Source organism: Roseburia sp. OM03-7AC (assembly GCF_003462625.1).
GTDB lineage: Bacteria > Bacillota > Clostridia > Lachnospirales > Lachnospiraceae > Roseburia_C > Roseburia_C amylophila.
In genome coordinates, this window is record NZ_QTZJ01000001.1 from 655744 (window position 1) to 668453 (window position 12710).

The 12710-nt window shown below is 41.4% G+C and carries 14 protein-coding genes and 1 other annotated feature (1 of these 15 running past the window's edge); of the genes, 2 read left to right on the forward strand and 12 right to left on the reverse strand.

What is annotated here, in order from left to right:
- Positions 1–32 precede the first annotated feature (32 nt).
- From DXB39_RS03230 to DXB39_RS03245, 4 genes are all read right to left on the reverse strand, one after another.
- Positions 33–680 carry an HAD family hydrolase gene (locus tag DXB39_RS03230; protein WP_117840986.1) on the reverse strand — a complete coding sequence of 216 codons (648 nt, stop codon included), beginning with the start codon at positions 678–680 and terminating at the stop codon, positions 33–35.
- A gap of 10 nt (positions 681–690) precedes the next feature.
- Positions 691–2460: an arginine--tRNA ligase gene (gene argS / locus DXB39_RS03235; protein ID WP_117840985.1), complete on the reverse strand. Its 1770-nt coding sequence runs from the start codon at positions 2458–2460 to the stop codon at positions 691–693.
- A 67-nt stretch (positions 2461–2527) separates the two neighbouring features.
- Positions 2528–3376, reverse strand: a complete 849-nt coding sequence (dapF, locus tag DXB39_RS03240) for a diaminopimelate epimerase (protein ID WP_117697129.1) — start codon at positions 3374–3376, stop codon at positions 2528–2530.
- A 65-nt stretch (positions 3377–3441) separates the two neighbouring features.
- Positions 3442–3891, reverse strand: coding sequence for a hypothetical protein (locus tag DXB39_RS03245; protein WP_118540617.1), 450 nt, complete (start codon positions 3889–3891; stop codon positions 3442–3444).
- A gap of 174 nt (positions 3892–4065) precedes the next feature.
- Between DXB39_RS03245 and sigG the strand changes: the two genes are divergently transcribed.
- Positions 4066–4851 carry an RNA polymerase sporulation sigma factor SigG gene (gene sigG / locus DXB39_RS03250; RefSeq protein ID WP_022242606.1) on the forward strand — a complete coding sequence of 262 codons (786 nt, stop codon included), beginning with the start codon at positions 4066–4068 and terminating at the stop codon, positions 4849–4851.
- Here the strand turns inward: sigG and DXB39_RS03255 are convergent.
- Positions 4830–5369 (reverse strand): biotin transporter BioY, encoded by a 540-nt coding sequence (locus DXB39_RS03255; protein ID WP_117840983.1) that lies wholly within the window; start codon positions 5367–5369, stop codon positions 4830–4832. The two genes, sigG and DXB39_RS03255, sit on opposite strands and share 22 nt — an antisense overlap.
- A gap of 211 nt (positions 5370–5580) precedes the next feature.
- Here DXB39_RS03255 and DXB39_RS14625 point away from each other — a divergent pair, with 211 nt between their 5' ends.
- Entirely contained in the window at positions 5581–5775 is a 195-nt protein-coding gene (locus tag DXB39_RS14625) for a hypothetical protein (RefSeq protein WP_147337963.1), read from the forward strand.
- A gap of 258 nt (positions 5776–6033) precedes the next feature.
- Here the strand turns inward: DXB39_RS14625 and trpD are convergent, their stop codons facing one another.
- Genes trpD through trpE form a run of 7 tightly spaced genes read right to left on the reverse strand, consistent with a single transcriptional unit; the run spans position 6034 to position 12455 of the window.
- Positions 6034–7047, reverse strand: a complete 1014-nt coding sequence (gene trpD, locus DXB39_RS03260) for an anthranilate phosphoribosyltransferase (protein ID WP_117840982.1) — start codon at positions 7045–7047, stop codon at positions 6034–6036.
- Between the two features lie 14 nt (positions 7048–7061).
- Positions 7062–7853: a tryptophan synthase subunit alpha gene (gene trpA, locus DXB39_RS03265; protein ID WP_117840981.1), complete on the reverse strand. Its 792-nt coding sequence runs from the start codon at positions 7851–7853 to the stop codon at positions 7062–7064.
- A 10-nt stretch (positions 7854–7863) separates the two neighbouring features.
- Entirely contained in the window at positions 7864–9051 is a 1188-nt protein-coding gene (gene trpB, locus DXB39_RS03270; RefSeq protein ID WP_022242610.1) for a tryptophan synthase subunit beta, read from the reverse strand.
- Positions 9044–9655, reverse strand: coding sequence for a phosphoribosylanthranilate isomerase (locus tag DXB39_RS03275; protein WP_117840980.1), 612 nt, complete (start codon positions 9653–9655; stop codon positions 9044–9046). The genes trpB and DXB39_RS03275 overlap by 8 nt, the downstream gene beginning before the upstream one ends.
- An 11-nt stretch (positions 9656–9666) precedes the next feature.
- Entirely contained in the window at positions 9667–10479 is an 813-nt protein-coding gene (gene trpC / locus DXB39_RS03280; protein WP_117840979.1) for an indole-3-glycerol phosphate synthase TrpC, read from the reverse strand.
- A gap of 3 nt (positions 10480–10482) precedes the next feature.
- Positions 10483–11052, reverse strand: coding sequence for an anthranilate synthase component II (locus DXB39_RS03285; RefSeq protein WP_117840978.1), 570 nt, complete (start codon positions 11050–11052; stop codon positions 10483–10485).
- Entirely contained in the window at positions 11049–12455 is a 1407-nt protein-coding gene (gene trpE / locus DXB39_RS03290; RefSeq protein ID WP_117840977.1) for an anthranilate synthase component I, read from the reverse strand. The genes DXB39_RS03285 and trpE overlap by 4 nt, the downstream gene beginning before the upstream one ends.
- Before the next feature lie 79 nt (positions 12456–12534).
- Positions 12535–12710, reverse strand: a binding site (T-box leader) (it continues 127 nt past the right edge of the window).

Genomic DNA, 12710 nt, shown 5'->3' on the forward strand with positions numbered 1-12710 from the left:
TGCGGTCAAACTGTGTTTTTTGTGTGACGGAATTAATCTAATAATTCTTCAAAGCTTAGGATATAGCGGTCAGATAGCTGCATGATTTCATTTTTCTCATAGGAGGAATGGATATCTTCCACACCTACCACATAGAAATCATCCATCTTTGCACCTTCCACACCTTTTAAAATATCTTCATATACCACACACTGCTTTGGTTTCAAAGAAAGCTTTTCTGCTGCAAGCTGGTACACATCCGGGAATCCTTTTCCCCGCTTCACTTCCTGCGTCACTGTAAATGCATCAAAATATTCCATGATGCCGCAATGGGTAAGACAAGGACGAAACAGCCTCTCATCGGAAGAAGTTGCTGCTGCAATCTTAATTCCTTCTGCCTTCAATTGCTTCAGATAATCTATAACACCGGCTTTCAACTTTACTTCATTGGTATAAGCTTCAATCGCCATATCAAACCATTCTTTGATAATCTCTTCTTCGGACTCCGGCAGATTGAAACGCTCTTTGGTATATTCTGCTGCCGCATCAAAGTTCTTTGAAGTAATTGCTACCAGATAATCATCCGGCACTATAAATCCTCTTTTTCCAAGAAAATCCTCATCAATTTTCCGCCATACTCCCATAGAGTCTAAAAGAGTGCCATCTAAATCAAAGATGGCACCCATTCTATTGTCAATCATATATTTTCCTTTACATTCTGTCTGGTGCAGAAAAACCTAATACATCGATACAAACCTCTAATGTCCGCCTGGTCAGTGTTAATAAACGAACATAGGAAGCCTGCACTGCCTCGTCTTCTTCTGCCATAATCTTTGTCTCATGATAAAAATGATTCAATGCATTTGCCAGGTCATAGATATAAGAACATACCTTATGTGGTGCTGTCTCTTCGTAGGCATTTTCCATCATGGCATTGAAACGGGTCAGCTCTAACATCAATGCCTTCTCGCTTTCGGAATGTGCCGGAAGAATTGCTGCTGTTCCTGCTTCTTTTCCTGCTTCTTTATATTTGTTCAGAATGGATTTGATCCGGACAATCGTATAAAGAATATATGGGCCTGTATTTCCTTCAAATGAAGTAAAACGGTCGATATCAAAAATATAATCCTTGGAAGCCTGATTGGAAAGGTCTCCGTATTTTACTGCAGAAAGTGCAACTACTTTTGCGGTTGCCTTTGCTTCCGCTTCTTCTACCGTACGGTTCTCTGTAATCTTGCGGTACATCTCATCATTGATGCTGGAAAGCAGTGTCTCTAACCGCATGACACCACCCTCTCTGGTCTTAAATGGTTTTCCGTCTTTTCCATTCATGGTACCAAAACCTAAAAACTGAAGCTCTGTATCATCATCCACAAGATGTGTCTTTCTGGCACAACGGAACACCTGTGTAAAATACAGCTCCTGACGTTTATCCACTACATAGATAATTTTATCCGGATGATAGTCTTTCATACGCCATACAATCGTCGCAAGGTCTGTTGTGTTATAAAGAGAGGCCCCATCGGATTTTAAAATCATACATGGCGGGATCTCTTTCGTATCAGTCTCTTCTTTGACATCTACTACCAGTGCACCATCACTGATATATGCATAACCGTCATCCTTCATCTTCTGTACCATGTCCGGGATATATGGCTGTGCGTCAGACTCACCCTTCCATAATTCAAAAGATACATTTAAATTAGCATAATTCTTCTTTAAATCCGTTACAGATACATTTAAAATATGGGAAAGTAATGCCTGATAGCCTCTTCTTCCATGCTGCAGTTCATAGGTTGCCTGCATGGCAGCTTCTTTATAAGCTGCATCCTCTTTGGATTTTCCGCTGGCTGTCGGATAAATTTCTTCCAGCTCGGAAATGGTAAATGGAGGCTCAACTGGATATTCTCCCTCATAATCTTCATCAAAATAGCAAAGTTCCGGTTTACGGAGCTTTAGCTCAGTAATAATCAGTCCCATCTGAAGACCCCAGTCACCCAGATGCACATCACCAATCATATTGTGTCCCATGAATTTACCAATACGTTTGATGCTTTCACCGATAATAGCAGAACGTAAATGTCCTACATGAAGTGGTTTTGCAACGTTTGGTCCGCCATAGTCAATCATGATGGTCTTTGGATGTTCCACCTTATCACAGCCTAAACGCTCTGTATCCTCCTGCATCTTACTGATATAGGAAGCCACAAATTCATTATTCAGCTTTAAGTTAAGGAAGCCAGGTTTTACAGCTTCTACGGATTCAAACATTGCGTTATCCTTAAGCTGTGCTACTACTTCCTCCGCAATCATAATCGGTGCTTTCTTATATTCTTTTGCAGCAGCCATAGCGCCGTTGCACTGATATTCACATAAGTCCGGTCTGTTTGAAACAGTTACTTTTGCATATTTTGCATCAAGTCCGGCTGCTTCAAATGCTTTCACCATCTCATCTGTTATTAAATCCAGTATCTTTCTCATTCTTTCTCATGTTCCTTTCTGAGCATTCTATTTTTCCATTTTATACTCAAAGGCAAGCAGTTGTCAACTACGCCAGAAAGTGTTCTGCCATCAGAATTGTTCCGATTTTCTGCACCTCTCCGGTAAGGAACACACTGCCATCCTCTCCGATTTCTATCAGTAACTGCCCACCCGGCATCGTGACTTCAATTCTGTCATCCACCAGTCCCAGCTTATGGGATGCTGCCGCTGCTGCACAGGCTCCGGTTCCGGAAGCTAAGGTATATCCGGCTCCCCGCTCATAGATTTCCACCCGGATATGACCTCTATCCATTACTTTACAAAGCTGCATATTAATCCGGTTTGGAAAATAAGATGCATTTTCCACATAAGGTCCTAATTCCATTGCCTTTTCTTTACTGATTTCATCTAAATGAATCACGCAGTTCGGATTTCCCATGGAAACACAGGTTGCCCGGTAAGGATGGTCATGAAAAACCAGAGGCCTGTTTATAATTTCCGGAGGCGTACCTACATAAGCAAGTACCCCTCCGGTAAATTGTGGTATTCCCATATTTACTTTCATAAGACTTCCGTCTTCATTTAAAAAATCAATCCTTACTTCGCCTGCCTTGGTATAAAGGCTAAACGGTCTGTGTCTGATATATCCGGCATCTAATAAATATTTTGCAAAAATCCGAACACCATTTCCGCTGCGCTCTGCTTCACTTCCATCCGGGTTAAATATCTTTACATAAAGCTTCTCATCCTGCCATATCGGTCCATATAAAATGCCATCAGCTCCTGCACCAATATTTCTTCTGCATAGCTTTACAATATGACGTTCCAATAAATGTATCTTATTCTTATTCGGGTCGAGTACAAGATAATCATTTCCTAATCCATGATACTTCTGTAACAGCAAGGCATCATCCATACTTATGCTCCAGTTTTACTTCTTATTACAATATATGAATGAGATATTGTCCGTTAGAACCCGACTTATTCCTGTTCTGTTTCAACGGTCGCTTCTATGACCTCAGGCACTTGTTCTCCACTGTCTGTCTGTTTCTCCACCACCTGCGGTGTTTCCACCTCCTGTGACACTTCCGCTGCCTGCGGTGTTTCTTTTCGTTCAGGACTCTTTTCTCCTAAAATAGCAGATAACTTATCATCTGAAATCGTTCCATCTGCTTCTTCTTTCTGTAAACGTGCTCTTTCTTCCTCAATCTGCTGCCTTACTGCCGCATCAATCTCACGCTGCTTTTTTTCTTCTTCCTCTGCAGCCACTCTTGCAAGACGATCAAGAATCTCCTGTGCCCGCTGTTCATCCTGCTGTTTCTTGCGTGCGGCTAAAATCTCTTCTTCCGACATGTAATGAACATTCCAGCGTTTCACAATACTATGAGCAATTCGATCTCTTTCATTTCTCTTATCTATTGCATCCTGCATATTATTCCACTTCCATTTTTTCTCTTTATATATATCATAGCTTTCACTCATTCGTTTTTCAAGATGAAAAATTATTAAATTTTTATTGTTTCCGGCATATTTTTATGTAAATAAGGACATCCTTTCTGTATCAGCCAATGGCTGCAAAAACATTTTAACCCGGAGGTACGCATCATGTCCGTCTACAAAGTTGAAATCTGCGGCGTAAATACCGCAAAGCTTCCAATCCTAAAGGAAGAAGAAAAGGCTGCTCTATTTGCCAGAATCAAACAGGGGGATATGACTGCAAGGGAAACATATATCAAAGGGAATCTTCGTCTGGTCTTAAGTGTGATTAAACGTTTTTCCGGAAATCAGGAAAATATTGATGACCTCTTTCAGATTGGATGTATCGGACTGATTAAGTCCATTGACAATTTTGATGATACACTGGGGGTAAAATTTTCCACCTATGCCGTTCCTATGATTATTGGCGAAATCCGCCGCTATCTGCGGGATAACAACAGCATCCGTGTCAGCCGTTCCCTGCGGGATACTGCCTATAAAGCCATTCATGCCAAAGAAATCCTGATGAAAAATTCCATGCAGGAGCCTACTTTACAGGAAATTGCAAAAGAAGCCGGACTTACCAAAGAGGAAATCGTCTATGCCCTAGATGCCATTCAAAGTCCGGTCAGTCTTTATGACCCGGTCTATACGGATGGTGGTGATACACTCTATGTGATGGATCAGATTAGTGATAAAAAGAATAAAGAAGATAACTGGGTGGAAGGGCTTGCCCTTTCCGATGCAATGAACCGGCTCAACGACAGAGAAAATCATATCGTTAAGCTACGGTTCTTTGAAGGCAAAACCCAGATGGAGATTGCTGATGAGATTCATATTTCCCAGGCTCAGGTCAGCCGTCTGGAAAAAACTGCTCTTAAGACTATGAAAAATTATCTTGCCCTGCATACCTGAGCTCTGATTTTTGGTGCAATTAAAATTGCCAGTGCCATTTTTACCAGGTCACCAGGAATAAAAGGAATTACACCAGCCCATAATGCTGCCATCATGTCCATCTTTGCTTCATAAGCAAGCCATGCTGTTCCTAACGCATAGCAGACAATCGTTCCAATAATCATTGCCAGCAGACATAAAAGCCATTTCTCAGTATATTTATCAATTACAATACCGGCAATGATTGCCATTGGAATAAATCCGATTAAATATCCACCGGTTGGGCCAAAAAGTTTCGCCGGTCCTGCGGTAAATCCTGAAAATACCGGTACACCAACCAGTCCAATCAGAAGGTAAATGACGTAGCTTAACGTTCCAAGCTTCCAACCCAGTAAATACAATGAGAAGTAAATAACCAGATTGGTAAGGGAAATTGGTACCGGACCAATTGGCAATGAAAATGGTGCCAGGATACAGGTCAGTGCTGTCATGATTGCTACCAGTGCCATCTGCTGTGTTGTTATTTTTCTTTTTTCCATAATAATGCTCCTATCATTGTGTTTTTTTCAGGCGATTATGAAAGGAAATACCCTATCATTCACTAAAATTTCAGCTATTCAAAGGACATATCTTTTAAGCCACCAGATGCCGCAATTCTAAACAGCATGTTTTCCTTTTTGCTATGAAAACAGTCTTTCCAATGTTTGACAAGATAGCGGCACTGTCCGTTGAAGGTACGGATGCATTAGAATGACTGTTAGGGGCACTTGGAATTTCGTCTGTCACCCGGCAACGCTGGCACAGGGATGTGCCAGCGAGGCGCATCTGAACATGGATGTGAATATGCGCCGGTTGCCAGACGAATCCATATATGTTCCGAAATTCTTAGTGCCCCTTGCAGACGTTCGGCTGCATCCGTATTCAACGGACAGTGCCGCTATCTAAGTCAAAGCAACGGAAAGACAGTCTGCATTCAAGGAAAACATGCCGCTAAGAATTGCTGACATCTGGTGCCGTATAAAATATAGTCCTTTGAATATCTGAATATTTTATTGGTAATATTGGTATTTCTTTTCACAATCGCCTAAAAATACCCTATAGATTTTATCCATAGGGTATTATATGGTATTCTGGCTTATATTGTCAACCTATATTTGTAAAAGGTTAACATTCCGTTTTTACGGTGCAGATTTATTTCTGTTTTTACGCTTCGTTTGATACCTTCACCAGCTCCGCTAACTTCCCTGCTGCTTTTCCACTGTCGATTGCTTCTTTTGCAAGGGTGATTCCATCTTCAATGGTGGATGCTGCTCCACCAACATACAGGGTTGCACCGGCATTCAGTAATACGATGTCACGTTTTGCGCCTTTTTCTTCTCCGGAGAGAATTTTCTTTGTGATAACGGCGTTTTCTGTTCCATCACCACCACACAGTTCTTCTAAGGAAGCACGTTTTAAACCAAACTGCTCCGGTGTTATGGTAAATGTATTTACTTTCCCGTCCTTGATTTCAGATATTACGGTCTCAGTTGTTGTTGTGATTTCATCCATATTGTCTTTGCCGCTTACTACAAAGGCACGTTCAACGCCAAGTCTGCTCATGGCAAGGGCAATTTTTTCTGTCAGGGCTGCATCATAAACACCTACCACCATATTTTTTGCTCTGGAAGGATTGGCAAGAGGTCCTAAAATATTGAACACAGTACGCACACCCATTTCCTTTCTTGCCTGACCTACATATTTCATGGATTTGTTAAAGAGCTGTGCAAACATAAATCCGATTCCGGCTTTCTCCACGCAGGCTTCTACTTTTGCAGGCTCTGCCATAATATTTACGCCCAGTGCCTCTAATACATCACCGGCTCCGCTCTTTGAAGAAATGGAACGATTACCATGCTTTGCTACCGGGAGTCCGGCTGCTGCAACGACAAATGCAGAAGTGGTAGACACATTAAAAGTATAAGTACAGTCTCCACCGGTTCCAACCAGATCCACATAATCAGAAACCTTCGGTAAAATAGTATCTGCCTTATCCCGGAGTACTCCTGCAAACCCGGTTAATTCATCTAAGGTCTCACCTTTCATACGAAGTCCCATTAAAAAAGCACCAATCTGAGCTTGGGATGCTTCCCCGCTTAATAAGATTTCCATTGCTGCTTTTGCCTGTTCTTCTGTTAAATCTTTTCCTTCTGCAACCAGTTCAATATATTCTTTCATCGCAAATTTCTCCTTTACTGATTCAGTTCTTTTTTAAATGTGCCACAATAAGTTCCAATTTTCTGTAAATCATAATCATTTTCTTCCATCAGCCTGATGAAATGTGAGCCTACAATCGCTCCATCGATAATATCCTTCATCGGTGCAACATCCTCTGCAGTACGGATACCAAAGCCCATCATAACAGGAATCTTTGATACTTCTTTTACACTGCCAAGATAATCAATTACACTCTTATGGAAGGTTGCTTCCTGTCCGGTTACACCCATGGAAGATACGCAGTAAACAAATCCTCTTGCATCCTTTAAAATCTCAGGGATTCTGTCTTTCGAAACCGGAGATACCAGTTGGATAAGAATCGGTGCATTTTCCTTCTGTAAAAATTCCTTTATCTCATCCTGTTCCTCTAATGGCAGATCCGGAATAATCAGTCCGTCTACTCCGCTTTCAATACATGCATCCACAAAGGCTTCCACACCATAGTGAAGTATGGTATTGTAATACATCATAAATACAATTGGAATCTCAATTTTTGCACTGCGAAGCTTTTTCATGGCTTCTAATACTTTCTTTAAATTCACACCTTTTAAGATGGCATGATAGGAAGCATCCTGAATAACCGGACCGTCTGCTACCGGGTCTGAAAATGGAATTCCAAGCTCGATGATGTCTGTCCCCGCCTGCTCCTGTGTGCGGATAATCTCCTGCATTTTATCAAAGTCCGGCATTCCTGCTGTCATATATGTAATAAATGCTTTTTTGTTCTGTTCTTTTAACTGTGCTAATTTTTCTTCGATTCTGTTCATGCTGCACCTCCTAGTTTAAATAACCCTTTCCTGCAAGATAATCTGCAATTGTATTTACATCCTTGTCGCCTCTTCCGGAAAGACAAACCACCATAATATCATCCGGTTTCATTTTCTTCGCCTGCTTCTTTGCATATGCCACTGCATGGGCACTTTCGATTGCCGGTATGATACCCTCTAATTTACAAAGCTCCATTAAGGCATCCATGGCTTCATCATCCTTGATTGCAACATATTCTGCTCTGCCGCTGTCCTTAAGGTATGCATGCTCCGGTCCAACACCCGGATAATCCAGTCCTGCGGAAATGGAATGGGCAAGCTGCACATTTCCATCCTCATCCTGTAATAAATAGGAACGCATACCATGTAATACGCCAGGCTCGCCCAATGCCATGGCACTGGCATGCTCCCCTGTCTCAATTCCCTTTCCGGCAGCTTCTACACCAATCAGTTTTACATCCTTTTCTTCAATAAAATCTGCAAACATTCCGATAGAATTAGAACCTCCGCCAACACATGCCATAACCACATCCGGCAGTCTTCCTTCCTGCTCTAAAATCTGTTTCTTTGCTTCTTTGCTGATGACGCTCTGGAAATATTTTACCATCTTCGGATAAGGATACGGTCCAACAGCGGAACCGATTACATAAAAGGTATCCTCTGCGGTTTTTGCCCAGGTACGAATTGCCTCATTAGTAGCATCCTTTAAGGTATTACTTCCGGATGTAACCGGCACTACTTTAGCTCCCAGCATTTCCATACGCATTACATTCAGTGACTGACGTTTCATATCCTCCGCTCCCATATATACGGTACATTCCATATTAAAAAGAGCTGCTCCGGTTGCAGTTGCCACACCATGCTGACCGGCTCCGGTTTCTGCGATTACCTTGGTTTTTCCCATTCTCTTTGCCAGAAGAATCTGACCGATTACGTTGTTAATCTTATGGGCTCCGGTATGGTTTAAATCCTCTCTTTTTAAATAAATCTTTGTTCCATATGCCTCACTCAGACGGCTGGCAAAATAAAGTGGTGTCTCTCTTCCTACATATTGTTTCAGATAATAGTCCACTTCCTTTAAAAATTCTTCATCCTTTGTATACTTTTCAAAAGCATCATCCAACTCTTTTAAAGTATTCATCAATGATTCTGCTACATACTGTCCACCAAATGCTCCATAATAACTCTTCTTATTCATGTTCTCTCACCTTTCTTACAAATGCTTCTACTTTTTTATAATCTTTTCCATGTTCTCCTTCTACCGAAGAACTGACATCTACTACATCAGGTTCAAATAACCGGATACCTTCTTCTACATTTTCACTGCTTAAGCCGCCGGCTAAAATAAATGGTATCCTTCTTTCCTGCCATTCCCTTCTTTTTTTCATCGGAAAATCCTGCCAGGAAAAAGTCTTTCCACTGCCATATTCCGGTGCGTCTAATAAAATGCCGGAAGTACCATCCAGAACATTTATTTCTTCTGCTTCTTTCCTGCTTCGCACCTGATATGCTACCCAGACCGGAATTTTAAGATTTTCAGGGAATTCCTGCATCTTATGAATCTGCAGAATATCAAAACCTGCTTCTATGATTTCATCTATCAAATCCAGTGCCGGATTTACAGTAACTGCCACAGTTTTAATAGAAGGCTTCAAATGTTTTTTAATTTCTTTTGCCTGCTCTATCGAAACGTTTCGTTTGCTTTTTTCAAAGAATACAAAGCCTGCATAATCTACCTGCATCCGGTTCAGCACTTCTGTCTCAGATTCTCTTGTGATGCCACAAATCTTAATCTTTGCCATGCCAGTTCTCCTTACTTTGCGGCTTCCTTATAAACCTGTTTCCAGTGGGCTGCCAGTGCCTTGGGGTTTTCATGTTCCATAAATGCTCTTCCGATTAAGAATCCGCTGACACCGCAATCTGCAAGATATGCCACATCATCATCTCTTACAATTCCGCTTTCTGCGATTAAGAGTTTATCCTTTGGCACCATCTTAGAAAGTGTTTTGGTTCGTTCCAGCGAAATGGTAAAATCTTTAAGATTACGGTTGTTGATTCCAATGATGTCTGCATCCAGCTTCAATGCCCGTTCCATTTCCCATTCATCATGGGTTTCCACCAGTACATCTAACTTTAATTCCTTTGCAAGCTGATAAAAGTCATACATTTCCTTGTCATCTAAGATTGCTGCTATCAGTAATACCGCATCTGCATCAATGGCTTTTGCTTCATAAAACTGATATTCTTCAATCATGAAATCTTTCCGTAACATTGGAAGCGGAGTCAGATTTCTTACTTTCCGGAAATAATCAGTATTTCCAAGGAAATGCTTCTCTTCTGTCAGGCAGGATACCGCATCCACAGAAGCGGTATAATCTTCCATCCGCTCTTCCAATGTAATCCTGCTTTCTATCTTTCCAAGGCTTGGGGATGCATTTTTAAATTCTCCGATAATGGAAAGTCCATCTTTGGCAAGATTCTGATAAAAGCTTCTTACATTTTCTTTCTTTGCTGCTTCTTCCCTTAACTTCTCTTCTGCCAAAGTCCGCATCACGGTCAGATCTGTTTTCTGCTTATCACGAAATAGCTGCTCTCTTTTATCTGCAACAATTTCATCTAATATCATGTTCTATATCCTCCCATTCAAGAAATTCTCTATCATACGCTTTCCATGCTGTGTATAAATGGATTCCGGATGGAACTGTAATCCAGCTACCGGATAATCTTTATGGCGCATTGCCATGATTTCTCCATCCTCTGTCTCCGCCGTTACCACAAGGCACTCCGGAAGACTATCTTTCTGAACAGCCAGGGAATGATATCTTGCCACCTGAATCGGGCTTTCAATTCCCTGAAAGATTCCTGTGCCGTCATGGGCAATCAGGGACTGTTTTCCATGATATAATTCCTTTGCATAGCTCACTACGCCGCCAAAGGCTTCCCCGATACACTGATGTCCTAAGCAGATGCCAAGGATTGGAATTGTCTTATAAAATTCCTTCACCACATCCATACAGATGCCGGCATCCTTCGGTGCTTTTGGTCCCGGAGAAAGAATGATGCGTTCCGGGTTTATGGTGCGGATTTCTTCTATTGTAATCTTGTCATTCCGTTTTACGATAATGTCCTTCGTAAAAGTTCCTATATACTGATACAGGTTATAGGTAAATGAATCGTAGTTATCAATCAGCAGTATCATAAGTTCTCCTCCTCAACCAAAGTCTTTGCCAATGCCATTACTTTATTGCAGCATTCATAATATTCATTTTCCGGTACGGAATCTGCTACGATTCCGGCTCCTGCCTGAAGGTATACCTCATTTCCTTTCTTTACCATGGTCCGGATTGTAATACAGAAATCCATGTCTCCACCGAAATCAATATATCCGGTTGCTCCACCATATAAGCCTCTTCGTACACTTTCTAATTCATCAATGATTTCCATGGCCCGAATCTTTGGTGCTCCGCTTAAGGTTCCTGCCGGAAGGAAGGATGCCACCAAATCTAATGGATGGGATTCTCCTTTCTTGCGTCCCTCTACCTGGGAAACAATATGCATTACATGGGAATAATTCTGTACTTCCATAAACTGTGTTACCTTTACGGTTCCAAATTCACTGATTCTTCCCATATCATTTCTTGCAAGGTCTACTAACATAACATGTTCTGCCCGCTCTTTTTCATCGGAAAGTAGTTCATCCCGTAGCCGTTTGTCTTCTGCTTCATCTTTTCCTCTCTTCCGGGTTCCTGCAATCGGACAGGTGAACACTTTATTTCCCTGCTTCTTTACAATCATTTCCGGTGAACTTCCGATTACTTCAAAGGTTCCGTAATTAAAATAATAAAGATATGGAGAAGGATTTAATTCTCTTAATTCCTTATATAATTCAAAACCGGTCTGTCTGGTTTCAATCGTCCAGCGCTGTGACAATACGGTCTGGAACACATGGCCTTCTCTGATATAATGTTTGATTTTCTCTACCTTTTCGCCATATTCTTCGATACTGTCTGACTTCTTAATAATTTTTCCATCGTGGTAGAAGTTCCGTTTGCATTCCTTCTTCTCCATGGCTTTCTTTATCATCTGTCCTGCCTTTTCCATTGCCTGCTCTCTTCCTTCTTCCGAAGGCTCTTCTAATACTACAGCAGTCAGTGTTTCTGCTACATGGTCTACCATAAGGAAAGAAGTCATCAACATCATCTGTATGGTTTCGATTCCGATTTCATCCGGGTTATTGTCCGGAAGCACTTCAGAATATCTTACGAAATCATATCCAAGATTTCCAACCAGTCCACCGGAGAAGGACAGCTCTTCATCTTCTTTTTCGATATGAAATTCACTGTAATATTCTTTCAGACGCTCCAGCGGATTTCCTTCTCTTACTTTCTCTGTGCCATCTGCTTTTGTAATCACCAGTGCATTTCCTCTTGATGTTACAATTTCTTCCGGCTCCATGCCAAAGAAAGTATAGCGGTCATAATTCTTATCGTAACTTTCTAACAGGAAGCCTTTTTTATCTCCTACCAGACTTTCGTACATGTCTGTTGATTTTTCATTGACAATGCTCACTGTTTTTTTGAATACTTTTCTGTTTCTTACCATAATCATCCTCCTATAAACCGGCTTTATAAATGCTGCTCGTGCAAAGAAAAAGTCCCTGACCGGAAAATGTTCTTTTCCAGTCAGGGACGCTTATCGCGTGGTGCCACCCATCTTCGCTATGTCTGCTTTTTACCTGCAAGTAACTAAAAAAGCGGATATTTTCAATCAGAAAATATCCGCCACTAATTCAAACACAACCTCTTGGATACAGAAGTCTCCTTCGATATCCTCGTCCCTGTAACGTGGGAAAACGGC

Bases quoted from the DNA above. Each gene is read 5' to 3' on its own strand.
- DXB39_RS03230 (WP_117840986.1), bottom strand. From the start codon at position 680: ATGATTGACAATAGAATGGGTGCCATCTTTGATTTAGATGGCACTCTT.
- argS (WP_117840985.1), bottom strand. From the start codon at position 2,460: ATGAGAAAGATACTGGATTTAATAACAGATGAGATGGTGAAAGCATTT.
- dapF (WP_117697129.1), bottom strand. From the start codon at position 3,376: ATGGATGATGCCTTGCTGTTACAGAAGTATCATGGATTAGGAAATGAT.
- DXB39_RS03245 (WP_118540617.1), bottom strand. From the start codon at position 3,891: ATGCAGGATGCAATAGATAAGAGAAATGAAAGAGATCGAATTGCTCAT.
- sigG (WP_022242606.1), top strand. From the start codon at position 4,066: ATGTCCGTCTACAAAGTTGAAATCTGCGGCGTAAATACCGCAAAGCTT.
- DXB39_RS03255 (WP_117840983.1), bottom strand. From the start codon at position 5,369: ATGGAAAAAAGAAAAATAACAACACAGCAGATGGCACTGGTAGCAATC.
- DXB39_RS14625 (WP_147337963.1), top strand. From the start codon at position 5,581: ATGACTGTTAGGGGCACTTGGAATTTCGTCTGTCACCCGGCAACGCTG.
- trpD (WP_117840982.1), bottom strand. From the start codon at position 7,047: ATGAAAGAATATATTGAACTGGTTGCAGAAGGAAAAGATTTAACAGAA.
- trpA (WP_117840981.1), bottom strand. From the start codon at position 7,853: ATGAACAGAATCGAAGAAAAATTAGCACAGTTAAAAGAACAGAACAAA.
- trpB (WP_022242610.1), bottom strand. From the start codon at position 9,051: ATGAATAAGAAGAGTTATTATGGAGCATTTGGTGGACAGTATGTAGCA.
- DXB39_RS03275 (WP_117840980.1), bottom strand. From the start codon at position 9,655: ATGGCAAAGATTAAGATTTGTGGCATCACAAGAGAATCTGAGACAGAA.
- trpC (WP_117840979.1), bottom strand. From the start codon at position 10,479: ATGATATTAGATGAAATTGTTGCAGATAAAAGAGAGCAGCTATTTCGT.
- DXB39_RS03285 (WP_117840978.1), bottom strand. From the start codon at position 11,052: ATGATACTGCTGATTGATAACTACGATTCATTTACCTATAACCTGTAT.
- trpE (WP_117840977.1), bottom strand. From the start codon at position 12,455: ATGGTAAGAAACAGAAAAGTATTCAAAAAAACAGTGAGCATTGTCAAT.